The following is a 23,655-nucleotide window of genomic DNA, read 5'->3' on the forward strand; positions in this document are numbered from 1 at the left end:
CCTTTTAAACGGTGAGATACCGGTTTATTGTTTATTCATAATACATAAATCTATCTATCATGGCGACCTTACACTCATTGATTGACTTTACCGGCACTATTGGAAATGTTACGGCGTTCAAGCGGAACGGCACGGGCAAAACCTATCTGCGCCAGGCCAGCGGGCCTACCCGGAAGCAAATCCTCCATGCGCCGGCTTTCCAGGTGACCCGGGAGCTCAACAATGAGTTCAGGGCCTGCACCATGCTGACCGCGGGCATCCGCAGGGCGATATTCCCCCTGAAGCATCTCGGCGATGCCAATTTCACGGGCGCGCTGAATAAACTCGCCAAGAAAATACAAACGCTGGATACCGAAGGGATCCGGGGCGAGCGGAATATTTTCCTGTCCCGCCACCGGCATATGCTGACAGGATGCAGCCTCCACCAGGAACGCCCCTTCGATGGCATCCTGCGACATCCTGTAACCGTACAAACCGACCGGGCCAATGCTTCCGCCAATATCATCATCCCCGCGTTAATACCGGACGTCAACCTCTTCCTGTCAGGAAAAGGATTGTTCACCCGCTTCGTTATCACGCTATCCACCGTGGGCGATGTCGTTTATTCGGGCAAAACACCCCATCGCCAGGATCGATACCAAATGACGCATCACCACACCCCCTGGCTGCATATGGAAGACTCCGCAGATGCCGCCACGATCCCGCTTCAACTCGCCCCCGGCATCCCCGAGCAAGTGTCCCTGGTGCTCGGTATCGGCATCGAAACCGGCCGGCCCGACCGGTTTGGGGAGATGGAACTGATGAAGAAAAACGGCTCGGCGAAAATTTTAGAGGTGTTTTGACATTGACCTTCCATCACGGATAACCGTATAAAAAAATGGCCTGTCCGAAGACAGGCCATTTTTGCCATCACCGGTAATTCATTTTGCGTCCGCCGCCACCAGCTCCCATCCGCCGCTGCCGCAACGATTCTTAAATACGGCAAATCCCGCGCTCCAGTCGCTCCATTGCCCGCAGCTGTTTTTAATCCTGAACAGGAAGGAAATCGGCAGGTTGGGGTCCGCCGGGTTGTACGTTAACCGGAAACCCGCGTTGCTCACGCCACTGCACACGAAATACCCCGTGTTCCAGGTGATGGAATACGTCGCCGATCCGGGAGGGTACACCTGCCACTCCACTTCCGTGATGCTCCGCGCAGCCAGGATGCTGCAGGCGCTGGTGGGACTTGTAGCGTAATAATCCGCCAGTCCTACGTCGAAGGTGGTACCGGATTCGCAAGCACCGTTCTTGATGACTTTTATTCCCTCTGTGGAAGGAACCGGACAAACCGCCGCTTTGCCGGGATCCGGGGCGGGCGTCAATAATTGGGCATGCAATCCCAGGCAGCACATGCTGAAACAGGTCAACAGGAATAGTCTTTTCATAACTGAAAAAATTAGGGTAAGAGAATAAGGGTGAAAAAAGGGTTATTGTCTGCGTTCACTGTGGCCGGCGATCCGTTCGCCGGCATACATGGAAAATAATTATTTCTCCCGTTTCTACCAAATCCTGCATTACCATCCTACTCCCGCACCAACAAGACCGGCGCATCCAGGTCGAACGTGAGGCGTTGCCCCAGCCAGTTGATCCACATGATCCCGTCATATATCAACCCTTCCACGAATTGCACGGGGAAAGGGCCGGATTGGATGGAAGGGGCGCCGTCGGGGGAGAGTTTCCGCAACTTCGTGATGTAGATTGATGATTTGAATTGTTCGTTGAATTCGCTTTTCCGTTCAATCTTCCGCACATTCACCGTATCGCGCACATCCACACCCAGGCGCGGCAAATGCTTCGCATTCAGCCGGAAAACATCCTTGCCCGCGCCGCTGTCCAGCGAGCATTGCAGGCGCAGGCTGTCGTTCACCATAAAATAGGCGAATATCGTCAGTGACTTATTCCGGGATTGTTCCAGCTGCAAAGGGATGGATTTTGCCTGCCTGCGAATGCCTGCGAGCGACTGCTTATCCTCGAAACGGATCACTTTCGCTGGGAAATCGATCGTGAACGGTTGGTGCTCCAGCACTTTTATAGCGATGATACCGTCGATCCCGCCGAGGTTCGCATCCAGGAAGCTCACTTCCTGCACGGCGTTTTTCAACGGCCCGAACTCAAAATTCCGGACTTCATACAGGTCGATATCGAGCCGTTCGCCGGTGGCCCTGAACCCGGTGTATCCGCCGTCTTCCTTCCTGGTATTTTTCAGCTTGTCGAAAAAGGTTTTGGTAAAGACGGTCAGCCCCGCGCCGGTATCGAAGATAAAATTGCCTTCTATCCCATCTACTTTGGCTTTCACGAGCAAATGGCCGGATTCGAGCAATTGGAAGGGAATTTCATTGGCGGCGGGTAGGGCTTTGGCCGAAATGAATACACAGGCGAAGAGGAACGCCAGGAAGCACGGTTTCATAAGCTAAAAAATTTGCGTGAAGATAAGGAAATGTAGAAAACGGGGGCATGAGCCTGGACTTAACATTGCGGTAATATGGGACGATTTCCTTTGCAGGATGAAATACATCTTCCTGATTGGGATGCTATTTGCCGCCGCTCCCCTTTCCGCCTGGCCACAAACACCGGGCGAGGCCGTTGTTATGCCGGCACCCGGCGCCACACCTGGCTTCCCTGCACTGAAGGATTCCCTGGAACAAGCCCTTTCCCGCAAAGATCCTATCGCCGCCGCAGGGATCCTCAGCCGGATGGGCGACGCCTGCTATCACCTCGGGTACTACCCCCAGGCCCTCGACTACCACCTGCAGGCCGGGAAGCTTTACCGCAAAGAGCAGCAGTGGACATCGCTCGCCCAAAACCTCAACGACATCGGCACCTTATATTATTACAGCCGCCAACCACAGGAAGCCCGCCGCCAATACGATGAAGCCCTCGCCCTTTATACCCGCGCCGGCAACTTCAACGGCATGGCCCAAACTATCGGCCGCGTCGGCCACCTCTGCGAAAAACGCGAAGATTACGATTCCGCCGCGTTTTACCAGCACAAAGCCCTCGCCCTCTTTACCCGCACGGCTGACCAACAGGGCATCGCCAAGATATACGAAAACCTGGGCAGCATCCACGAAGACCTCGAACAATACGACTCCGCCTATCATTACTTCAACAAATCCCTGGCGCTCAATCTCCATATCCAGGACCGCCTCGCCACCATCGAGATTTACAACAACCTGGGCGACATCCTCCGCAAAACCAACCGTTTCGCCGAAAGCCTTGCCTATACCCGCAACGCGCTGGAACTGGCGCTTGCCACCCGGGAAGAATACCAGCTCAGCAGCGCCTACCGCGATATGGCCCGCGCCTATCACCTGATGGGCCGCAACGACAGCGCCTTCCATTACGGCGAGCTCAGCCGCGAAAGCCTCCTGAATATCTATTCCCGCGAAAGCGGCAAACAACTTTCCGTCATCCAGGCCATGTACGATACCGGGAAAAAAGACCTGGAGATCGTCCGCCTCCGGAACGCCCGCAACACCGCCATCTTCCTCGTGATCGGCGCGCTCCTGCTCGTTACCCTCGGCGCGCTGGTGATTTCCCGGCAACGGTTGCGCATCCGCAACGCCGCCCTCCTCCGGATGCAGGAGCAGCAGCAATTCAAAACCCGCACCGAATTACTGCAACACCAGGAAGAAAGCCTGAAACAGGAACTCGAAACCCGCTCGAAAGTCCTCAGCGCCCATACCCTTCACATCATCCAGAAAAACCAATTGCTGGAAGATATCCAGCAGAAACTACTGGATATGGTCAATGACGAACGCCGCGACCAGAAAAAACAACTCAAACAACTCCAGCAACTCATCCACCAGAATTTCAACCACGACCAACATTGGGACGAGTTCCGGAGCACCTTCGAACAGATCCACCAATCATTCTTTGATAAGATCAGGGAATATTGCCAGTCGCTCACGCCCGGCGACCTCCGCCTGGTCGCGCTCCTGAAAATGAACCTCAGCTCGGCCGACATCGCCGTGTTGCTGGGGATCTCACAGGATAGCCTCCGCGTGGTAAGGTACCGGCTTCGCAAAAAACTGCAACTCCGCCAGGGGGAAAACCTGACCACTTTCATACAATCGATTTGAGGTTAACACGTCCTTCATGTTACGGTAATAATTCCTTAACAGCCATTTTGTTACGGTAATTTAAACTGATAATCAAATACTTATATGGAATTTGTTCACGCTGTTGCCGGATTGTTTACGTGCCTGTTAACGCTGTTTCCTTTTTGTTTACGGTAGAAATTTGCTGTGGCGGAGGGTTCATGCGCATCTTTGGGTGCCTGGAAAAAAGACGGCCGCTTTCTTCCGGGTGCAAGCAAAACTTAAAAAAGATACCATGAAAAAATTGCTGTCTGTAATGATCCTTTGCTGTTGCAGCATTTGGGCATTTGCACAGGAAACCGGTTTACTGACCGGCCATATTATGGATAAAAACCAGCGGCTCTCCCTCCCCGGCGCCACGCTCCGGCTGAGCCCCGGCAATCACTATACCATCAGCGACCAGCAGGGCCGTTTCGAGTTCCTCAACGTGCCTGCCGGCGCTTACCGGCTGGAGGTGACCTACATCGGCTACGGTAAAATTTCGAAGGATGTGCATATTACCGCCGGGCGCAATCCTGAGCAATCGCTCGCCCTGGAAGCCGGCGGCATCGCAGGGAAAGAAGTGCTCGTAGTGGGCGACAGGCTCCGCGGACAGGCGAAAGCCCTCAATCAGCAGAAAAACAATCCCAATGTGACCAACGTGGTGAGCGCCGACCAGATCGGGCGCTTCCCCGACGGCAATATCGGCGACGCCATCAAACGCATCCCCGGCGTTACCATGCAGAACGACCAGGGCGAGGCGCGCAATATCATCATCCGCGGGCTGGCGCCTCAGCTGAATTCCGTTACCCTCAACGGAGACCGCATCCCTTCCGCCGAAGGCGATAACCGCAACGTGCAGATGGACCTTATCCCCAGTGATATGGTTCAGACCATCGAGCTGAATAAAACCCTCACGCCCGACATGGACGCCGACGCTATCGGCGGATCGGTGAACCTGATGACCCGCGCCGCGCCGAATGGTCCGCGCGTGTCTGCCACGCTGTCGTCCGGCTACAACCCTATCCGTGAGAAGCCAATCTATAACGGCGCCCTCGTGCTGGGGAACCGCTTCTTCCACTCCAAACTCGGCGCCATCCTCAGCGCATCCTACAACAACAACGATTACGGGTCGGATAACATCGAACCTACCTGGAAGAAAGACGATTTCGGGAATGTGTACCTCGAAGAATTGGGTATCCGCCAATACTTTGTGCAACGCGTCCGCAGGAATGCTTCCGCTGCGCTGGATTACAAAATCAATCCCGGCAACACCCTTTATTTCAATGCGATGTATACCTGGCGCGACGACCGCGAGAACCGTTTCGCCTTCAACGCCAAAGACATCGAGCCGGAATACGACGCCAACGACAACATCACCGGCTACACCGGCACACTTACCCGTGAAAACAAAGGCGGTGTGGGTGGCAACCGCGGCAAAAACAGAAGGCTGGAAACGCAGCGCGTGCAGAACTACTCCCTCCGCGGCGATCACCTGCTGAGCCCGAAGGTAGACCTGAACTGGGGCGCGTCGTGGTCAACCGCCAGCGAAAAGAAAGACCGGGAACGGTACATCGAATACGAATATGAAGATGTTCCCCTGACGATGGACATCACCAATCCCCGTCGCCCGCTCGTTACGGCGCCCGGCGCTACAGACGGCGATTACAGCCTTGCTACGCTGACGGAAAACAATGATTTCACGAAAGAAAGCGAGTTGGGCATGAAGGTGAACCTGCGCTTCCCGCTGAGCGTGGTACCCGGGCAGAAAGGGCGTATGCGCGTGGGTGGCCGTCTTCGTTTGAAAGATAAAGAACGGGAAAACGATTTCTTCGAATACGAGCCTCTCAACGAATTTGCACACCTGGACAAAATGCCGGGTTTCCAATGGAACAAACAACCCTTCCAGCCCGGCAACCAATACGTTCCCGGCCGCTTCATCGCCCCTGAATTCCTCGGCGGGCTGGACCTGGGCGACCCCACCCTGTTCGAAAAAACGGCGGATCCATCAGAGTTCCTCGCCGTGAATTACAAAGCCAGGGAATCGATCGTCGCGGGATATCTGCGCTGGGACCAGGATATCACCTCAAGGCTTTCGTTTATCGCCGGCATCCGTTTTGAAAACACCAGCACTAAATACGAAGGAAACGTGGTGGAGGAAGAAGAAACCCTCACCGGCAAGCGCAGCATCAAAAACAGCTATCTCAACATCCTGCCGGGCCTGACTTTCAAATATAACGCCACGGAAGATCTCGTGCTGCGCCTCGCCGCTACCACTTCCCTGGCGCGCCCGAACTATTACGACATTGCGCCATACCTGAACATCGTACAGGAAGACGAGGAAATCAGCGCCGGCAACCCCGCACTGAAAGCAGCTTACGCCACCAACTTCGACTTCATGGCGGAGCAATATTTCAAATCGGTGGGTATTTTGTCGGGGGGCGTGTTTTACAAAAACATCAAAGATTTCATCTACACCTACCGGAACGAACAGTACAACACCGCCGCGTTTGCGGCTGATTTCCCCGGGCAGACCAATCCCATTCCCGTTGATGAAAGCTGGTCGTATACCCAGGCGCGCAACGGCAACAAAGTGAAGGTATACGGGTTTGAAGCAGCGCTGCAACGCCAGCTCGACTTCCTCCCCGGCTTCGCAAAAGGGTTTGGCGTGTACCTGAACTACACATTCACCAGATCCAAAGCCGACGGGGTGTACAACGGCGACGGCGAGAAGCGTAACGGCGTAACGCTACCCGGCACCGCGCCCCACATGTTCAACGCATCGCTTTCTTTCGAGAACAAGATCTTCTCCGCCCGCCTGTCAGGCAACTACGCCGCGGCTTACCTCGATGAGCTGGGCGGCGACGATTTCGAAGACCGTTTCTACGACCGCCAGTTTTTCCTGGACGCCAACGCTTCCGTGAAGCTGACCCGCCAGCTGCGCGTATTCGGCGAGGCGAACAATCTGACCAACCAGCCGTTACGTTACTACCAGGGCATCCGCGAGCGAACCATGCAAGCCGAGTTCTATCGCCCGCGTTTCAACTTCGGCTTCAAATTCGATCTGTAACCTGAACAATTCAATCATGCATCAATTAACGATACTCAGCATAGCCCTGGCATTGGGCGGCGCCGCGTGCAAAGGGCTTGCGCCAGTGGCGGAAAATGCCGTCAAACCCCGGGTAGTGACCCAGCCAACACAACACGACACCGACGATCCCGCCATCTGGATCAACCGGGCGGATACGCTTAAAAGCCTCGTCATCGGTACCGATAAAGATTCCGACGGCGCGCTCTACGCCTTTGACCTCGACGGGAAGATCGTTGGAAGGTCGGAGCCGCTCAAACGGCCCAACAACGTGGATATCGCTTATAACCTGCCGCTTTCCGGCCAGCTGGCCGACATTGCGGTGGCAACGGAGCGCGAAACCAAAAAGATCCGCATCTTCCGCCTCCCCGGCCTCCAGCCCATCGACAACGGCGGCATTCCCGTCTTCGAAAGCGAGGCGCTGGCCGACCCGATGGGCGTGGCGTTGTATACCCGTCCGCACGACTCCGCCATCTTCGTGATCGTGGGCAGGAAGGAAGGTCCTGCCGATGGTTACCTTTGGCAATACCGGCTGTCGGACGACGGTAAAGGCCAGGTAAAAGCGGAGCTGGTGCGGAAGTTCGGGAAATACAGCGGCAAGAAGGAGATCGAGGCGATCGCGGTCGACAACCAGCTGGGGCATGTATATTATTCCGATGAAACGGTGGGTGTGAAGAAGTACTTCGCCGATCCGGACAAGCACGACGATTCGGAGCTGGGGTTCTTCGGCCAGGAGGGTTTTGCTTCCGATCACGAGGGGATTTCGGTGTATCCGACGGGCGACAGCACGGGATATATCATCGTTTCCAACCAGCAGGCGAATTCGTTCATGGTTTTCCGCCGGGAAGGGAAGAATGACTTTTTGGGGAAAGTGCCTGTTTCCACGATTGAAAGCGACGGCTCGGAAATCACGCCGGTGACTTTCGGGGGTAAATTCCCGGGGGGATTATTCGTGGCGATGAGCAACGGCCGGGTGTTCCACTATTACGCCTGGCAGGATCTGTTTGTGCGGTTGAAATAAATTGGTTAAGTAATTCGCTGAAACGGCTGGCATGATTTGTCAGCCGTTTCTTATTGTATCATCTTTTTTCTCCCACGTATCCTGTCCAGCCCAGGATAGCGCGTCGTCAGTTCACATAACCTGCTTCTTTTTTCAACGCCTCCAGGGCATTGACAAGGTACACCAACGGGGCGTTCCAGTTGATGGCAATTTCGTTGGAAGCGTAGGAGCAGTCGTGGTCCACATACGCGGTTTCGATTTCTTTGAAGGGATAGTCGCAGTTGTCCTGCATTTTAATATTCGGTCCGCCTGCGAGGAGCCCCGGCACAGGGTCCTTCACGCCATCGGCGATGGAGGGCCGGTGATGGGGATGCATGGGAGATTTGCCGCCGAAGCCGGTAACGAAGCAGTACCCGGTGGCGTTGCGGCCCAGCAGGTAATCGAGGTTGGACAGGGCGTGATCGAGATATTTCCGGTTTTGGGTGGCCATGTACGCGTACACGAGCATCACGCCCTGGTTGGCGGCGTTGGCGTTACCGCCCCAGTTGAAGTCGCCCGCAGCGCGGCCCATCACGGTGCCGAATGCGTTTTCACCGATCTTATCCAGCAGGGCGTCGGCCAGTTGCACGCGGGATGTTTTTAATGCGGGTGTGGATGCCAGCCTGAAGCGGCTCCATCCGCCCAACATCCCTACTTTCGACCAGGTGGGCAGGGTGGCGTCGTCTGGAACCTTCGACAGGAGGTTTTGGAATTTCCCGCTGCGTAAAGTGAGGTAGAGTTCGGTGATCGCCCAGTTTCTTTCGTCGGAGGCATCCCTGTCGCCATATTCGCCTGTCGTGATGGGTGGTTTGACCCATGCGTTGATGGCTTTCTGGCTGTAACCGTTTTGCACGTCCGGGTGAAGTTCAGTCCATTCCCAGGCACGGACGGCCGCCTGCCGGCAGCTGTCGGCCAATCCGGGGAAGGCTTTACTGAATTTACCGTAGATCCTGGCGCTCATGGCCATCACCGCCGCGAAATCGTATGCGGCGGTCAGGCTTTTCTGGACAACATAGCGCGGGGATTTTGACGCTTCGTGGGGCATGACCATCTTATCGAAATCGGCATTGGTGCATTTGTGGTACACGCCGCCATCGTTGGGGTCCTGCATGGTGAGCATCCAGCGGAGGTTGTACAGCACTTCGTCGAGAATATCGGGGACGCCGTTGCCGCTTTCGGGAATGTTGATATCGAATTTATCGAAATAGGCGGGAAAGTCTTCGTACGCCGCCAGCAGCATGTACATGGTGATCCCGGAATTGACGATGTATTTATTGTAGTCGCCGGCATCGTACCAACCACCGGGCGAAGCAATCACTGTTCCTTCAGGGCGTTTGGCGTCGGCCGCGGAAGCGTGTACCAGTACTCGCGTGTCCGGGTGGCCGGCGGGGCGTTTCCATTTGCCGGCAAACCGAGCTTCCAGCGGCATGGAAGCCCTTTGGAAGTAATACCCTTTTAATGCAGCGGCTGCCAGGTCGCGGAAGGGCGCATCGCCAATTTCGAATGGGAACGACGGCGGAAGGCCGGGAACGCGGAGTACGAAGCGCCCCTTCCTTTCCAGGGCGCTGAAATCGGCCATGCGTACGATGGTTTTGGACCATCGGGAAGATTTTTCGGGTTGAAGGGTGCTTCGGAACACGGTGTCTTTGCCGTCCGGCGTAGTGATGAAAAACAGGCCGGAAGCAACGGGCCCCGTAACGGCGGCGCGCTTGGGACCGGCGGTGTAAAAACCCGTCTGATTCAGGCGGACAGGGCTTTCCTGCGCGCGGCTTGCAATGACTGGGAGCAGGAGAAGGATGAGGCACGCGATGGTTCTCATGACAGTGGAATTTACAAGACAAGATAGTATTGTTGATCTGTTTATTCCCCAAAAAGTGATATATTAAGGTAAATTCCGTGAATGAAACGCTTTTTTCAACTCAAGACGAAGTTCAAGGTATGTTGCGTTTTTATTGTGATTATAGTTTTGGTGCTGCTCAACAACCTCCGGGAACGGAGAAATATCAACCGGCTTGAGCAATCTGTAACCTCCATTTACAACGATCGCCTGTTGCCAGCCACTTACCTTTACGGCATCGCCAACCATTTGTACGAGCAAAGGCTGAAAGGAAACGACGGACATGCCGAAGCAATCGATAGCCTGATTACTACTTACGAAACGACCTACCTCACGCCGGACGAGAAAAAGCAATGGACTTCATTCAAATCACATTTGTCAGCCTACCGGCAACTGGCCATTGCAGGAGACACGCTGGCCATGCTGCATCAATTCCAGGAAACTGTCACCAACCTCAACGCACTCAGCAGTATCCAGATCGGGGAAGGTAAAATCCTGCAATCCGACTCCATGGACATCATAAGCGGATCTTCGCTCAGCTCCCAGCTGGAGCTGACACTATTGATCATACTCGGCGTGCTGGCGATCGTATTGCTCGGCTTGTCGGATAAGGCTTTCAATCCCGCGGATCATCAAAGCCTGAATTAGTCATTCCTTTACTACAATTCTTCCGGATCAAACAACAATGCGGTAAAGAGGTAGTTCCCGTTTAAAAACCATTACTGTTGCGGATTGCGGATTTTCTGGCAGGATTCCGCCATGCAGAAACGGTAAGGTGACTACAGTTACCGGGCAATAAACCGTACATTTATCCTGTTACAATTTCCTTGCGGCTATGAAAAAAGTCATTGTTTCCTTACTGATTTTGTCTTCCCTCCTCCTGGGCACCAGCATTCTTTTCAAAATCAACCACTGGCCCGAGGCCGATCTGCTGATGACCATCGGCATTTACGTATGGCCCGTGTTCGGTGGCAGCCTGCTGGGGATGATGTTCATGATGCTGCAAAAACAAACACCGCGGCAATAATGTGGCGGATCGGCGGAGCTCCGGTTCGACTTGTCATTCCTTCAATAAACAACGATAAAAATCAGGATTCCCGGCGTACAGCGGGGCTGATGCGGTACGCGCAATGGCGGGCGCCTTCCAGGACGTGGTCCAGGCGTTCGATGGTGCCCCATTCCCGGAAGATTTCCTGGAAAGTCTGAAGCTCCACTTTGCAGATATCGTGGCAGGCGGTGGCGGCGGCGCAGATGGGGCAATGGTTCTCGATCATGATAAAGCCCTCTCCTTCCTTACGGTATTCGGCCAGGTAGCCGTCGCGCGAGCGGAGCTCGGCAAACTTGCGGACTTTGGCTTCGAGGCCTTCTTCTTCTTTTAATATATCGTAATATCTTAATAAGACCTTGTATTCCCGTGCGGAGATCACATTATTAAGGGCTTCAGCACCTAACACATCACGAATTGTATCTATAAGTTGGACAGTGAGTTCTGCGTGGGAGTCGGGGAAGCGGCGGTTGCCTTTATCGGAGACGCTCCAGACGAGGGAGGGGCGGCCCACGCCGCGGGAGATGGATTCGAAGAGCACCCAGCCTTCTTCGGCCAGCCGCTGAAGCTGCTGGCGCGCGCCTTCGGCGGTGATGCCCAGCTCTACGGAAACGGCGCCCGTGGTGAGGGGGCCTTTCGTTTTGAGCAGCAGTAACAGCCGGTCGACAGAAGAGGTATGATGTGCTTTATAATTTTCCAAGTTTACACTTGCTTTATTCGCAAATATCGTAACTTTGTCCGGATTTCAAGCAAGTAATTCGAAAACAGGCTTGAAAATAGGGCCGGCGATATGGATTTACCGCATTTAGCGCGCTATCTTTGTAGCTGGTTTACGCAACGAGATAAACGATTAGTAGAGTATATAATTATTTATGAGCGCAGAACAAGACATATTACAGGAACTGGCGGGCCGGGAGTACGAGTTCGGGTTTGAGACGCAGATCGAAATGGATATTGCGCCCCCGGGCCTTAACGAGGACATCATCCGCTTCATTTCCGCCAAGAAGCAGGAGCCGGAATGGCTGCTGGAATGGCGGCTGAAGGGGTACCAGCTTTTCCAGAAACTGACTATGCCCAACTGGCAGAATTTCGATCTCCCGGAAGTGGACTTCCAGGGAGTTTCCTATTATGCCGCACCGAAGAACAAGGTGAAATATAACAGTCTTGACGAAGTGGACCCCGAGCTCCTCCGTACCTTCGAGAAGCTGGGCATTCCGCTGGAAGAGCAGAAAATGCTGTCCGGCGTGGCGGTAGACGCGGTGTTTGACTCCATCTCCGTGGCCACCACCTTCAAGGCGCAGCTGCATGAGCTGGGGATCATCTTCTGTTCTTTCGGCGAAGCCGTTCAGGAGCACCCCGAGCTGGTGAAGAAGTACCTGGGTACGGTGGTTCCGCAATCCGATAACATTTACGCCGCCCTGAACTCCGCCGTGTTTTCGGACGGGTCTTTTGTATATATTCCCAAGGGTGTTCGCTGCCCCATGGAGCTTTCCACCTATTTCCGCATCAACGCGAAAAATACCGGCCAGTTCGAGCGCACGCTCATCATCGCCGACGAAAGTTCGTATGTCAGCTACCTCGAGGGCTGCACTGCCCCCATGCGCGACGAGAACCAGCTGCACGCCGCGGTGGTGGAGCTCATCGCGCTGGACAACGCGGAAATCAAATACTCTACCGTACAAAACTGGTACCCCGGTGATAAAGACGGCAAGGGCGGTATCTACAACTTCGTGACCAAACGGGGGATCTGCAAGGGTAAAAACTCCAAGATCTCCTGGACGCAGGTGGAAACCGGTTCGGCCATCACCTGGAAATATCCCGGCGTAATCCTGCAGGGCGATAATTCCATCGGTGAATTTTATTCCGTGGCCGTTACCGCCAACAAACAGGTGGCGGATACCGGTACCAAGATGGTCCATATCGGGAAAAACACCAAGAGCCGCATCATTTCCAAAGGTATCTCCGCCGGCCATGGGCATAATACCTACCGCGGACTGGTGAAGGTAGGCCCCAACGCCACCAATGCCCGTAACTTCACGCAGTGCGATTCGCTCCTGATCGGCGACCGTTGCGGCGCGCACACCTTCCCTTACATCGAATCCAAGAACAATTCGGCGATGGTGGAGCACGAAGCCACCACGTCCAAGATCGGGGAAGACCAGGTGTTTTACCTGAACCAGCGCGGGATCGACAACGAACAGGCCGTGAATATGATTGTGAACGGATACGCAAAAGAAGTATTGAACCAGCTGCCCATGGAATTTGCCGTGGAAGCGCAAAAATTATTATCCATCACGCTGGAAGGCAGTGTAGGATAACCTATAAAAATAAAGAGATGCTAGATATCAAAAACCTGCATGCTGCAGTAGAAGGAAATGCTATTCTGAAAGGCATTAATCTGACCGTGAAACCGGGCGAAGTACACGCCATCATGGGCCCCAACGGCTCCGGCAAATCTTCTCTCGCCTCTGTGCTGGCCGGCCGCGAATCCTACGAAGTAACCGATGGCTCGGTGGACTTCCTGGGTAAAGACCTGCTCGACATGAGCCCCGAAGTGCGCGCGCGTGAAGGGCTGTTCCTCGCCTTCCAGTACCCGGTGGAAATCCCCGGCGTTTCCAACATCAACTTCCTCAAAACGGCTGTTAACGAGATCCGCGCCTACCATGGCGAACCTCCCATGCAGGCCAAGGCTTTCCTGGATATGCTGAAAAGCAAACAGAAACTCATGGAATTCGATGCCAATCTCATGAACCGTTCCCTCAACGAAGGTTTTTCCGGCGGTGAGAAGAAACGCAACGACATCTTCCAGATGGCCATGCTCGAGCCCAAGCTCGCGATCATGGACGAAACCGACTCCGGCCTCGACATCGACGCGCTCCGCATCGTTTCCGCCGGCGTGAACAAGCTGCGCAGCAAAGACAACGCATTCGTCATCATCACCCACTACCAGCGCCTGCTGGAATACATCGTTCCCGACTTTGTACACGTGCTCTACAACGGCCGCATCGTGAAATCCGGCACCAAGGAACTGGCGCTGGAACTGGAAGAGAAAGGCTACGACTGGCTGAAAGAAGACATCCGTTTAGAAGAACCTGTACAATAACTCATGACGACAGTAACGAAGCATATATCATTTAACGAGGCATTGCCCGCGCTTTTTGGCGCGCAGTTCTCCGCCAATGGCTGGTTCGCCGGCCGGGAAGCGGCGCTGCAGCAGTTCCTCGCCCTCGGTGGCATCCCCACCGTAAAAGTGGAAGACTGGAAATACACCAATGTGGTGCCGTTCTTCAAGAACGACATCCAGATCTCCCTGCCCGAAGTACCGGAGGTAACCGCAGCGCAGCTCGAAGCCGCCGCTATGCTCCTCCCCGACGCCTATCGCCTCGTACTGGTGAACGGCGTGCTCCAGCAGCACCTTTCCCAACTGCCCCCCGCCACTCAGGTGACGGTGAGCAGGCTGAGCGAAGCTGGTACACAACCCGCCGTGGAACTGTACTTCAACCAAAGCCCGAAGATCGGTGAGCACCATTTCGCGCAGCTGAACGCTGCCCTGTTTAACGACGGCCTGTTCATCGAAGTGAAAGCCAAAGCGATCGTGGAGCAACCCATCCAGGTGATCCACCTCTACGCCGCGGGCCAAACCCGCCTCTTCAATCCCCGTCACCTGGTGGTAGTGAATGAAGGCGCCAGCGTGCAGATCGTGGAATCCGCCGCAGGACTCGGTTTAACTGAAACCGTTGTCATCAACAGCGTGACCGAATCTATTGTGGCGGAACGCGCGCAGCTCAGCCAATACCAATTACAGACAGGCGGCAACCAACTCCGTTTCATCAACCAGAACCTGGTGGAACAGAAAGGCAAAAGCCTCTATAACAACTACACTTTTACCCTCACCGATTCCGACTTCGTCCGCAACAACCTTAACATTTCGCTGGACGAAGAACGCACGGAAACGCATATGTACGGCTTCTACATCGCCGCAGGCACACAGGTGATCGACAACCACACATCCGTAGACCACCGCATGCCCCACTGCGAGAGCAACGAGCTGTACCGCGGCGTGCTCCTGGACAAGGCCACCGGCGTGTTCAACGGCAAGATCTATGTGCATGAAGATGCGCAGAAGACCAACGCCTTCCAGCAGAACAACAACCTGGTGATCAGCCCGGAAGCAACCCTGTTCACTAAGCCGCAGCTGGAAATTTTTGCGGACGACGTGAAGTGCAGCCACGGTTGTACGATCGGACAAGTGAGTGAAGACGCACTCTTTTACCTCCGCGCCCGCGGTATCGGTGAAGCCGAAGCCCGGAACCTGCTGGTGAAAGCGTTCGCATTCGATATCACCGCCAAGGTGACCATCCCGGCTGTGCGCAAGCATGTGGAGCAGATCGCTTCACAATACCTGAACGCCTAGCCTTCACCCTTAAAACCCGGAAGGATCATGGGAACAGCTACTGCACAAGATATTTTATGGCCCGAAGTGGAACTGATCCGGAATGAATTCCCGATTCTCCAGCAAACTGTGAACGGGCGGCCCCTCGTGTACCTGGACAATGGTGCCACCACGCAGAAGCCCGTTTCGGTGATCCGTTCCATGCAGGAATATTATACCCAATACAACAGCAATGTGCACCGCGGGGTGCATACGCTGAGCCAGCAGGCCACTTCGGCCTACGAAGCCGCCCGTCACGCCGTGGCCGCCTTTATCGGCGCGCACCACCACGAAGTGGTGTTCACCAAAGGCACAACGGACGCCATCAACCTGGTGGCCAACGGCTTCCGCAAGGCTATCCTGAAAGAGGGCGACGAGATCATTATCTCCGGCATGGAGCACCATTCCAACATCGTACCCTGGCAACTCATTTGCGAGGAAAAAGGCGCAAAACTGAAAGTGGTGCCCGTTACCGACAAAGGCGAACTCGATATGGACGCCTTCCGCTCCCTGCTGAACGGCCGGGTGAAACTGGTGTCCATCACCTGGGTGTCCAACACCATGGGTACCGTGAACCCCGTAAAAGAGATTATCTCCCTCGCGCACGAACAGGGCATCCCCGTGTTGCTCGACGCCGCGCAGGCCGCCGCGCACATTCCCATTAAAGTGCATGAGCTGGACGTGGATTTTCTCGCACTGTCGGGCCACAAACTTTTTGGCCCTACCGGCATCGGCATCCTTTACGGAAAAGAAAGCTGGCTGGAAAAACTGCCTCCCTACCAGGGCGGCGGCGATATGATCAAACAAGTTACTTTCGATAAAACGACTTATGCCGACGTTCCCCTGAAATTCGAGGCCGGAACCCCCGCCATCTGTGAAGCCATCGGTCTCGGCGCCGCCGTTGCCTGGGTAAACAAGATCGGTATCCATAAGATCCAGGCATACGAACACCAGCTGACGGAATACGCAGTGGCCGCGTTGAAACAAGTGGAAGGCATCCGCTTTATCGGCGAAGCCAGGCACCGCAGCGGCGCCATCTCGTTCCTGGTGGGCGACACCCATCCTTCAGATGTAGGCGTACTGCTCGACCAGCAGGGCATCGCCGTGCGGACAGGGCACCATTGCACCCAGCCGCTTTGCGACCGCTTCGGCATACCCGGAACGGTACGCGCATCGCTGGCCGTGTACAATATCACCGCAGATATCGACAAGCTGGTGGAAGGTGTGCGGAAAGCCGTAACTTTGCTGGGATAAATCAAGACGACATGACAATCAAAGAGCAACAGGACAGGATCATTGAAGATTTCGAAGTGTTTGGCGACTGGATGGAGAAGTACGAGTACATCATTCAGTTAGGCAAAGACCTGCCGCTCATTGACCCGCAGTATAAGACAGACGACAACCTGATCCGCGGATGCCAGAGTAAAGTTTGGCTTCACGCGGAGCTGAAGGACGGCAAACTCGTATTTACAGCCGACAGCGACGCCGTGATCACCAAAGGGCTCGTGAGCCTGGTGGTACAGGTATTGAGCGGCCATGCACCGAAAGACATCGCGGAAGCGGACATCTACTTCATCGACGCCATCGGTTTAACCAGCCACCTCTCCCCTACACGCTCCAACGGGCTGCTGTCGATGCTGAAACAGATAAAATTGTATGCCGTTGCCTTTCAGGCGAAATCAATGCAAAACTGATGCAACATGGAAATAACGATGAGAGACCAGGTGGAGGAAGCGCTGCGCACGGTGTATGATCCCGAGATCCCCGTGAACATTTTCGACCTTGGGCTGGTATACCAGATCGAGGTGAAGGACGAAGGCAAAGTGCTGGTGGTAATGACCCTTACCGCTCCCGGATGCCCCGTGGCAGGCTCCATCATGGAAGAGGTGAATCAAAAAGTATCCGCTATTCCCGGAGTTACGGACGCGGATGTGCGCCTGACTTTCGATCCCCCCTGGACGAAGGACATGATGAGCGAAGAAGCGAAACTCGAATTAGGATTTTTGTAAAAAATGTTGAAAGACGCCCCTGCAAAGCGGCGTCTTTTTTTAATACCTGAAGCATATGGCAGAAGACTTAGCAATCATCAAAGGTACGAAAGCCGAACAATACGAAGCGCTCCTTCCGCAGATCAAGGCGCTGATTACCGGAGAGCCGGACCAGACGGCTAACCTGGCGAATATCGCCGCTGCTTTGAAAGAACAATTCGGATGGCTCTGGGTGGGATTTTACCTGGTGAAAAACGGAGAACTGGTGCTGGGGCCTTTCCAGGGGCCGGTGGCTTGTACGCGCATCCGGAAAGGGCGCGGTGTTTGCGGTGCGGCCTGGGAACGGGCGGAAACGCTGGTGGTCGCGGATGTGGAGGCTTTTCCCGGGCACATCGCCTGCAGCAGCCTCTCCCGTTCGGAGATCGTTGTTCCGCTCTTCCATAACGGAGAAGTGCAAGGCGTACTGGACGTCGACAGCACCGATCTCAATACTTTCGACGAAACCGACAAACGTTATCTCGAAGAAATTTCCAACTGGATTTTCGCATCCTGATAAAAATTTTTACGTACTTCTTTTCCGTACATTGAATGCGGTTGGAATAATGAATGATTTCATGATTCCAACCGCATTTTTTCATTTGGCTATTCCCGTATTGGAGAAATTTCATCGGGGATACACCTTCACAATGGATTTCATTTGTTAACCCAAATCTTTTCTACATGAGTTACTACAATCATTTTGCAGAATGGCTATTCAGCCCGGAAAGAACTGTACAACAAAGAACTATCGTTGTCCTGTTTGTCATTTCAATCCTGGTATTAGTGAATGATGCACTAGGGCTCGGTTATTACTACGTCATGCACCGGAAAACCGAGCACTTCAGCCAATTGACCACTATCATCAGTTCGCCGGAAACCGACAGTATGAGCAGAAGTATAGCCATCAGCCTGAGAAAAGAAATAATGGAAAGAAAGCCTTATTCCTTGATATTGTTGGATTTTTTGGCGGGAGACTCATCTTCCCACATAAAAAACCACCAAAAGAATCCCAGTGTTGTAGCAACGATAAACAATACTGAAACTACTTCCATAAAAAACCAGATGTTGTTTATATCATCTTCGGCGGGAATATACTTTATTTCAGCATTCATAACTTTCCTCATGCTATTTTTCAAAAATCATGAAGTACCCATTTCCAGTCGCTACTATATTCCCATAATCAGTTTGATATTGTTGATATCAGGCGTCGTTGTAATGTTGCTTTGCAGTAACATACCTGTAGTAGATAACAATTGGCACTGGAATTATATATTGAACTCTCTAATTCAAACATCATCATTATTGGTAATGCTGCCGATCATCCGGAAGCTGGTAACCAGTAAATCAAAACGCCGCTGAAAACAGCGGCGTATATGATTACATAACACGTAGCATCAAGTTATACTACTGACGCTCAACCACGATGAACACTACAGACATCGGCGGCAACGTAAAGCGAAGTCCGTCCTTCGTTTTGGCGGAGAAGGCCCGAACGCGCCCCAGGTCCGCCGGTCCGCCGGCTATGCCGGAAGGGCCGTTGCCATTGACAAATACTTTCCGGGAAAAATGACTGACACCATCTCCGCCCGTCAGCTCGTACCAGTAATACCGCTCCCCCGCCCGGAAGTTCTTCAGGTTCAGCGAAACCGTTTGCGCGGAGGCGGCGCGGTTAACCAACGCTATGCCGGCATGACCGCTGCTGAACGTGGTGGTGTAAGCATTCAAATTATGATTCGAGGCCGGCAGTGTAGATTCCACCAACCGGTTGCCCATGCATTGCTGCAAATAATACAGGTAGAAAAACGCCGGCCGCGCATTCCATTTATCCTCGCCGGAAGCCCCTTCACCCTGGCTGAACAATCCATGATCGTTCCCGTTCTCCCACGCATTCGCGAGATCCCAGCGGCAAGCCATCCCAAATCCATTTTTGAGCAACTCCCCGATCACGAGCACGGCATGCATGCCCGCTACCTGCGAAACCATCTGTTGCGATCCCACCGCGAAAATGTTCCATTCCGTTAACGCGACAGGCTTCATGGTGCCGCCGTTGCGCTGCACCGTCGTTCTGAGGTACTCCATCATCGCTTTGGAAACGGCTTCCGCGGAAGCGAGCACTTCAGGTGGATTGGAATTCGTGTTGTACGGCGTGAAATAACTGTGTACGATATAGAAATCTGCCGAAGCACCTGCTTCTTTCAATACACCGGCATTCCATCCCTTATCCGTAGCCGTGGCCCAGGTGGGCGGATCGTGCTCCAGCAATTGGGCGCCGATTTGAATGTTATGCCCTGTTTCCGCCGCCGCTTTTCGCATAGAATCGGCGAAAACGCGCCAGTGGCGGCCATACAATTCCCCGGTAATGAATTCTGGCTGCCCGTCGCGGTTGGCGGAAGGATCGATGCGATACCCCGCCTGCCACGTGCCGTTACTTTCATTACCGATTTCCCAATACCGCGTCCTGCCCTTGTCGTGCCGGACCCACTCCGCCGCCAGGTGTGCCGCGGCGGCTACGGGATCAGGACCGGTACCATAGCGCGCATATGCGTAATTCACCGTGATCACGCCTTCGGTACCGGTTTGCCGGAGCATGTTGTAGTAATTGGCGGTGCTCATCGTCCAGCCGTCGGTATTGCCGCCGAACCAATATCCCGCAGGGTTGGTTTTGCCGTCTGCGTCTATTAGTTGCGGCGGAGCGTCGGCCGGAGCATTGCCGGGTGCTGCATTCCAGAAGAAAATGCTGCTGAGGTTGCCTCCGGGAAATCGCAGCAGGCGCGGCTGTAGTTGCTGAATTTGTTGCAGCAGCTTCGGTTCCGTCACCATTTGCGTCATGTAAATATTGGTGTTGTTGCCCAGCAGCGTGGGTGGAATTTTCGTGAGGATTTTAGACGCATCCGCCGTGATGGTCACCTGCGCGGAAGCAGGCGGAGCCTTCTCGTCGAAAGCCGGGGCCACGAACGTCTTTTCCTTCCATCCATCCATAAAAAATCCTATGGTTGCCGCTGTGGCCGGGTCCTGCGGCGATACCACCGGACCGGTAGTATCGCCGCCATTCCCGTCACCGTCTCCGTTCACACGGTCGCCGGATTTCTTGTTGCAGCCTATCAGCGCGCAAACGATCATGCTCAGTAAACAGATCCCTCTTACCGTTTTTTTCATTCCTATTTTATCTTGACGATCCTGAAATTGTCGAATGCTGCGTGGAAAATATCGATGGGAATTTCCTCCTCGGCAATGAACCAATATTTGAACGGCACTTTCCCGTCTGCCAATACGAGGTCGCCCATCGACATAATGGAAGGCCCTGTACCATCGCCCTCGTCGCCGGTCTGCCGCACGGCATTGAGCGGGAAGGTGACGGTTATCCATTTGTTGTTGGTATGGAACGCCTGGCTTTCCGTATCCTTGAAGGGCGTCCAGCGGATGGAATAACCGTTGTTGAAGCGCAGCAGCAGCACGCCGGCGGTCCAGGGCTCTTTGGTATTGAATTCGAATTTCAATGCATATTGGTCTGTGGGCCGTGAACGCACGGCGGGGTCGAAGAGCTGCACGTCGTCGAACTGGCCGGAGCGCCCGCTATTCCACCAGGCACCGTCACCCGCGGGCACTGCGCCGAACACGCTGATGAGATAATGTCCCCTGGTGCCGGGGAACCGCGCAGCGTCGTTGGAGCGGTCTGCCCCCCACCACTGCCAGTTGAAGCGGGGCGCTTCGCCTGTTTCGCCTGCATTGGTGAGATTGCTGATCACATCCCCGCTTTCATGGTCGTTCAGCGGGCCAACACTGTAAGCTGTGCCGTATTTGGCAACAACGGCGAGCCTGCCTGTATCGCCCTGCAGATCCGGCATCACGAATGCCAGGCGGTCTCCTTCGAGGTTGCCTTTATATTCCGTGATATCCCGGCCGCCAGGCAAGGTGATCTTATTCACCAGCCAGAGCGCCGATCCGTAAATCACCATGGAATCTCCCGCCAGTGCATTTTCGTTCTCAATCCATGAAATGGACGGCGGTGGGATGTCAAGGACGAACTGGTGCACCGCATCGCCCCTGTCCGTTTTGATGCGCAGCTCATTTGGCACATCCGGGTCCGTTGCCTCGGTGGTAGCGTCTCCCGGGATATTCATGATAATGTGCGTGTTGGTATTGTAAGCGGGATTGAAGTAAGCATTGAAATTGTTGAACGTGATGCGTGTGGCGCCTGCCAGGTTTTCGCCCGTAATCAGGATCATGATGCCGGGATAGGCGCGCGTGAAGGCGCTGTCCATTTTCGAGGAGTCCAGCAGGGTGACGCGGTGGATTACCGGCGGGCCGGATACTCCGTCATCTTTGCTGCATGCCGCCGCCAGCACCAGGAGCATTCCCGCCAGCAGCAATCGGATATTTTTAATCATGAGTTTGCGTTTTTTGGGATGATTAGAAGGTATAAGGAACAGGCGTTTTCCGTAGATTCGGTGCGGCCGACATTTCCACTGCCGGAATTGGCAGGAAGAAGTTACCGTCGGTCACGGAATACTTGATCGTGTCTACGGCCGCAATCGCCCATTGCGAAGCAAAGCGTTCGGCATTGGGGATTATACGGTAATTGCCGCGGTTCTGGTCTGAAATCAGAGCTTTGGTTTTGGCGGGAGAATGGTAATACATCCGCACCAGGTCGTACCATGCCTGCCCTTCCATCGCCAGTTCCAACCTGCGTTCTACATAAATATCATCCGCTGTGATTACCTGCTTCTCCGGGACATCCGCTCTCCTGCGGATGGCATTGAAGTATTGCAATGCGGTACCATCTGCCGTGGACGCATTGTTCCCCAGCACAGCCTCTGCATAAACCAGGTAGATATCCGCCAGCCGGAGCATGTAGGTATTCATCTCCGTATGTTGCTGTGTTACCTTCCCTTCATTGTCTTCCGGTCTACCTACCACGTATTTCTTTACCCATGCCCGCGTATTCCAGCGCTCGTTTAAATCCCGGTTAACCCAGTTCCAGGGCACCTGCAGCTCCTGGATGATTTTTCTGCCGGGGTTGTTCGGATCGTCGATCGCCTGGTGGATGTAGGAATAATGCATGCCGGGCAGCATGAAGGTCGCTTTCAGGCGTTTGTCGCCGGGAGCATATAATCTCAGCTGATCCACCGACGCACCGAGGTCGCCGCCCCAGCCGTCACCGAAACCAGTGATCTCGCTACCGTAGGCCAGGAACGCCTGCACGCTGTTCTGGGTTCCCCAGTCGCCGTCGTATTTCCATTGCAGGGCAAACAGGCTTTCGGTGTTGTTATTGTTCTTCATGAGGAAAAGGTCCTCGTAATTTGGCATGAGTTGCGCGCCGCTGTTGGTGATGACATCGAGCGCCAGCGCCTTGGCTTTATCCAGGTCTTCCTGCTTGCGCTGCCCCGTGCCGCCAAGTCCCGAACGGGTAAGGTATGCCTTCGCCAGCATGCCTTTGGCCGCCCAGCTCGTCAACCGCCCTTTCTGCGCGGGCGACGGCGGCAGGTTGTCTACCGCAAACTGGAACTCCCGCACGATAAACTCCCACACGCTTTCCACGGTGTTCCGGGTGATGGTCGTATCAGTCAGCAATACGTTGTTATTGGTGATAATCGGAACGGCTCCCCAGTTTTGCACGAGGTAGTAATAGGCCATCCCCCGCATAAACCGCCCTTCCGCCAGGGCCATTTGTTTAACGTTCGCGGGTACGGCAGGACCGGTATACTTCTCAACATTGTAAATCACCATGTTGGCTTGCGCCACCACGTTGAAGAACGCCGTCCAGGAACTGTACACTTCGGGAGTTACGTCCGTGGTTTGCAGGCGGATATTCTCCACCTGGTAAGAGCCCGACATGAGGATGCCCGCGCGCCCGTCGCCGATGCCGTGGGAAGCCTTGTCGTTGTAGGCGAACCAAACGATGTTGTATAAAGGCGCCGTGGATGCGAGCACCTGTTCTCTGGACTGGTAGAAGTTGACGTCCACAATCGCATCTTCGGGCGGACGGTTCAGGAAATCTTTACTGCATGATGCCAGGAGGGCACCGCAGCAAAGGAGTAATATATTTCGGATGAAGGATTGCTTTTTCAT

At 54.4% G+C, this 23,655-nt stretch carries 21 protein-coding genes; 14 read left to right on the top strand and 7 right to left on the bottom strand.

Features of this window, described 5'->3' with window-relative positions; translation table 11 throughout:
• The first annotated feature begins 59 nt into the window (after window positions 1-59).
• Window positions 60-842: a hypothetical protein gene (locus WJU16_RS01285; RefSeq protein WP_341836519.1), complete on the top strand. Its 783-nt coding sequence runs from the start codon at window positions 60-62 to the stop codon at window positions 840-842.
• A gap of 78 nt (window positions 843-920) precedes the next feature.
• Here WJU16_RS01285 and WJU16_RS01290 read toward each other — a convergent pair whose 3' ends face one another.
• On the bottom strand, window positions 921-1,424 hold the full coding sequence (locus WJU16_RS01290; RefSeq protein WP_341836520.1) for a hypothetical protein: 504 nt from the start codon (window positions 1,422-1,424) through the stop codon (window positions 921-923).
• Window positions 1,425-1,561: 137 nt separating this feature from the next.
• Complete coding sequence (locus tag WJU16_RS01295) at window positions 1,562-2,446, bottom strand: retropepsin-like aspartic protease (protein WP_341836521.1); 885 nt, start codon at window positions 2,444-2,446, stop codon at window positions 1,562-1,564.
• Window positions 2,447-2,543: 97 nt separating this feature from the next.
• On the opposite strand from WJU16_RS01295, the gene WJU16_RS01300 reads away from it, so the two are divergent.
• From WJU16_RS01300 to WJU16_RS01310, 3 genes are all read left to right on the top strand, one after another.
• Window positions 2,544-4,121: a tetratricopeptide repeat protein gene (locus WJU16_RS01300; protein ID WP_341836522.1), complete on the top strand. Its 1,578-nt coding sequence runs from the start codon at window positions 2,544-2,546 to the stop codon at window positions 4,119-4,121.
• A gap of 253 nt (window positions 4,122-4,374) precedes the next feature.
• On the top strand, window positions 4,375-7,188 hold the full coding sequence (locus WJU16_RS01305; RefSeq protein WP_341836523.1) for a TonB-dependent receptor: 2,814 nt from the start codon (window positions 4,375-4,377) through the stop codon (window positions 7,186-7,188).
• A 16-nt stretch (window positions 7,189-7,204) separates the two neighbouring features.
• A complete protein-coding gene (locus WJU16_RS01310) occupies window positions 7,205-8,227 on the top strand; it encodes a phytase (RefSeq protein WP_341836524.1) in 1,023 nt (340 codons plus the stop codon).
• 106 nt (window positions 8,228-8,333) lie between these two features.
• On the opposite strand, the gene WJU16_RS01315 is transcribed toward WJU16_RS01310, so the two are convergent.
• Entirely contained in the window at window positions 8,334-10,064 is a 1,731-nt protein-coding gene (locus tag WJU16_RS01315) for a glycoside hydrolase family 9 protein (protein ID WP_341836525.1), read from the bottom strand.
• An 81-nt stretch (window positions 10,065-10,145) separates the two neighbouring features.
• Between WJU16_RS01315 and WJU16_RS01320 the strand changes: the two genes are divergently transcribed.
• Both WJU16_RS01320 and WJU16_RS01325 read left to right on the top strand, forming a co-directional pair.
• Window positions 10,146-10,730: an MCP four helix bundle domain-containing protein gene (locus tag WJU16_RS01320; RefSeq protein ID WP_341836526.1), complete on the top strand. Its 585-nt coding sequence runs from the start codon at window positions 10,146-10,148 to the stop codon at window positions 10,728-10,730.
• A 187-nt stretch (window positions 10,731-10,917) separates the two neighbouring features.
• Window positions 10,918-11,109, top strand: coding sequence for a hypothetical protein (locus WJU16_RS01325; RefSeq protein ID WP_341836527.1), 192 nt, complete (start codon window positions 10,918-10,920; stop codon window positions 11,107-11,109).
• Window positions 11,110-11,170: 61 nt separating this feature from the next.
• Here the strand turns inward: WJU16_RS01325 and WJU16_RS01330 are convergent, their stop codons facing one another.
• Complete coding sequence (locus tag WJU16_RS01330; RefSeq protein WP_341836528.1) at window positions 11,171-11,827, bottom strand: metalloregulator ArsR/SmtB family transcription factor; 657 nt, start codon at window positions 11,825-11,827, stop codon at window positions 11,171-11,173.
• A gap of 172 nt (window positions 11,828-11,999) precedes the next feature.
• Here WJU16_RS01330 and sufB point away from each other — a divergent pair, with 172 nt between their 5' ends.
• The 8 genes from sufB to WJU16_RS01370 all read left to right on the top strand — a co-directional run bounded on the left by sufB (window position 12,000) and on the right by WJU16_RS01370 (window position 18,945).
• Window positions 12,000-13,445 (top strand): Fe-S cluster assembly protein SufB, encoded by a 1,446-nt coding sequence (sufB, locus tag WJU16_RS01335; RefSeq protein WP_341836529.1) that lies wholly within the window; start codon window positions 12,000-12,002, stop codon window positions 13,443-13,445.
• A 17-nt stretch (window positions 13,446-13,462) separates the two neighbouring features.
• A complete protein-coding gene (sufC, locus tag WJU16_RS01340) occupies window positions 13,463-14,230 on the top strand; it encodes a Fe-S cluster assembly ATPase SufC (RefSeq protein WP_298708904.1) in 768 nt (255 codons plus the stop codon).
• A 3-nt stretch (window positions 14,231-14,233) separates the two neighbouring features.
• On the top strand, window positions 14,234-15,541 hold the full coding sequence (gene sufD, locus WJU16_RS01345; RefSeq protein WP_341836530.1) for a Fe-S cluster assembly protein SufD: 1,308 nt from the start codon (window positions 14,234-14,236) through the stop codon (window positions 15,539-15,541).
• Window positions 15,542-15,568: 27 nt separating this feature from the next.
• Window positions 15,569-16,813 (top strand): cysteine desulfurase, encoded by a 1,245-nt coding sequence (locus WJU16_RS01350; RefSeq protein ID WP_341836531.1) that lies wholly within the window; start codon window positions 15,569-15,571, stop codon window positions 16,811-16,813.
• 11 nt (window positions 16,814-16,824) lie between these two features.
• Window positions 16,825-17,253, top strand: coding sequence for a SufE family protein (locus WJU16_RS01355; protein WP_341836532.1), 429 nt, complete (start codon window positions 16,825-16,827; stop codon window positions 17,251-17,253).
• 6 nt (window positions 17,254-17,259) lie between these two features.
• Entirely contained in the window at window positions 17,260-17,568 is a 309-nt protein-coding gene (locus tag WJU16_RS01360; RefSeq protein WP_341836533.1) for an SUF system Fe-S cluster assembly protein, read from the top strand.
• Between the two features lie 55 nt (window positions 17,569-17,623).
• Window positions 17,624-18,100, top strand: coding sequence for a GAF domain-containing protein (locus WJU16_RS01365; RefSeq protein ID WP_341836534.1), 477 nt, complete (start codon window positions 17,624-17,626; stop codon window positions 18,098-18,100).
• A 167-nt stretch (window positions 18,101-18,267) separates the two neighbouring features.
• A complete protein-coding gene (locus tag WJU16_RS01370; protein ID WP_341836535.1) occupies window positions 18,268-18,945 on the top strand; it encodes a hypothetical protein in 678 nt (225 codons plus the stop codon).
• A gap of 45 nt (window positions 18,946-18,990) precedes the next feature.
• Here WJU16_RS01370 and WJU16_RS01375 read toward each other — a convergent pair whose 3' ends face one another.
• Genes WJU16_RS01375 through WJU16_RS01385 form a run of 3 tightly spaced genes read right to left on the bottom strand, consistent with a single transcriptional unit; the run spans window position 18,991 to window position 23,655 of the window.
• The gene (locus WJU16_RS01375; protein WP_341836536.1) at window positions 18,991-20,742 is read right to left on the bottom strand and encodes an alpha-L-arabinofuranosidase; all 1,752 of its coding nucleotides are present in this window, start codon (window positions 20,740-20,742) and stop codon (window positions 18,991-18,993) included.
• Window positions 20,743-20,744: 2 nt separating this feature from the next.
• On the bottom strand, window positions 20,745-21,974 hold the full coding sequence (locus WJU16_RS01380) for a glycan-binding surface protein (protein WP_341836537.1): 1,230 nt from the start codon (window positions 21,972-21,974) through the stop codon (window positions 20,745-20,747).
• Window positions 21,975-21,996: 22 nt separating this feature from the next.
• Window positions 21,997-23,655, bottom strand: coding sequence for a RagB/SusD family nutrient uptake outer membrane protein (locus WJU16_RS01385; protein ID WP_341836538.1), 1,659 nt, complete (start codon window positions 23,653-23,655; stop codon window positions 21,997-21,999).

Source organism: Chitinophaga pollutisoli, from assembly GCF_038396755.1.
Lineage (GTDB): Bacteria > Bacteroidota > Bacteroidia > Chitinophagales > Chitinophagaceae > Chitinophaga > Chitinophaga pollutisoli.

What these genes read in the sequence shown, in the direction of transcription:
- WJU16_RS01285 (WP_341836519.1), top strand. Translation starts at nt 60, where the DNA reads ATGGCGACCTTACACTCATTGATTGACTTTACCGGCACTATTGGAAAT.
- WJU16_RS01290 (WP_341836520.1), bottom strand. Translation starts at nt 1,424, where the DNA reads ATGAAAAGACTATTCCTGTTGACCTGTTTCAGCATGTGCTGCCTGGGA.
- WJU16_RS01295 (WP_341836521.1), bottom strand. Translation starts at nt 2,446, where the DNA reads ATGAAACCGTGCTTCCTGGCGTTCCTCTTCGCCTGTGTATTCATTTCG.
- WJU16_RS01300 (WP_341836522.1), top strand. Translation starts at nt 2,544, where the DNA reads ATGAAATACATCTTCCTGATTGGGATGCTATTTGCCGCCGCTCCCCTT.
- WJU16_RS01305 (WP_341836523.1), top strand. Translation starts at nt 4,375, where the DNA reads ATGAAAAAATTGCTGTCTGTAATGATCCTTTGCTGTTGCAGCATTTGG.
- WJU16_RS01310 (WP_341836524.1), top strand. Translation starts at nt 7,205, where the DNA reads ATGCATCAATTAACGATACTCAGCATAGCCCTGGCATTGGGCGGCGCC.
- WJU16_RS01315 (WP_341836525.1), bottom strand. Translation starts at nt 10,064, where the DNA reads ATGAGAACCATCGCGTGCCTCATCCTTCTCCTGCTCCCAGTCATTGCA.
- WJU16_RS01320 (WP_341836526.1), top strand. Translation starts at nt 10,146, where the DNA reads ATGAAACGCTTTTTTCAACTCAAGACGAAGTTCAAGGTATGTTGCGTT.
- WJU16_RS01325 (WP_341836527.1), top strand. Translation starts at nt 10,918, where the DNA reads ATGAAAAAAGTCATTGTTTCCTTACTGATTTTGTCTTCCCTCCTCCTG.
- sufB (WP_341836529.1), top strand. Translation starts at nt 12,000, where the DNA reads ATGAGCGCAGAACAAGACATATTACAGGAACTGGCGGGCCGGGAGTAC.
- sufC (WP_298708904.1), top strand. Translation starts at nt 13,463, where the DNA reads ATGCTAGATATCAAAAACCTGCATGCTGCAGTAGAAGGAAATGCTATT.
- sufD (WP_341836530.1), top strand. Translation starts at nt 14,234, where the DNA reads ATGACGACAGTAACGAAGCATATATCATTTAACGAGGCATTGCCCGCG.
- WJU16_RS01350 (WP_341836531.1), top strand. Translation starts at nt 15,569, where the DNA reads ATGGGAACAGCTACTGCACAAGATATTTTATGGCCCGAAGTGGAACTG.
- WJU16_RS01355 (WP_341836532.1), top strand. Translation starts at nt 16,825, where the DNA reads ATGACAATCAAAGAGCAACAGGACAGGATCATTGAAGATTTCGAAGTG.
- WJU16_RS01360 (WP_341836533.1), top strand. Translation starts at nt 17,260, where the DNA reads ATGGAAATAACGATGAGAGACCAGGTGGAGGAAGCGCTGCGCACGGTG.
- WJU16_RS01365 (WP_341836534.1), top strand. Translation starts at nt 17,624, where the DNA reads ATGGCAGAAGACTTAGCAATCATCAAAGGTACGAAAGCCGAACAATAC.
- WJU16_RS01370 (WP_341836535.1), top strand. Translation starts at nt 18,268, where the DNA reads ATGAGTTACTACAATCATTTTGCAGAATGGCTATTCAGCCCGGAAAGA.
- WJU16_RS01375 (WP_341836536.1), bottom strand. Translation starts at nt 20,742, where the DNA reads ATGAAAAAAACGGTAAGAGGGATCTGTTTACTGAGCATGATCGTTTGC.
- WJU16_RS01380 (WP_341836537.1), bottom strand. Translation starts at nt 21,974, where the DNA reads ATGATTAAAAATATCCGATTGCTGCTGGCGGGAATGCTCCTGGTGCTG.
- WJU16_RS01385 (WP_341836538.1), bottom strand. Translation starts at nt 23,655, where the DNA reads ATGAAAAAGCAATCCTTCATCCGAAATATATTACTCCTTTGCTGCGGT.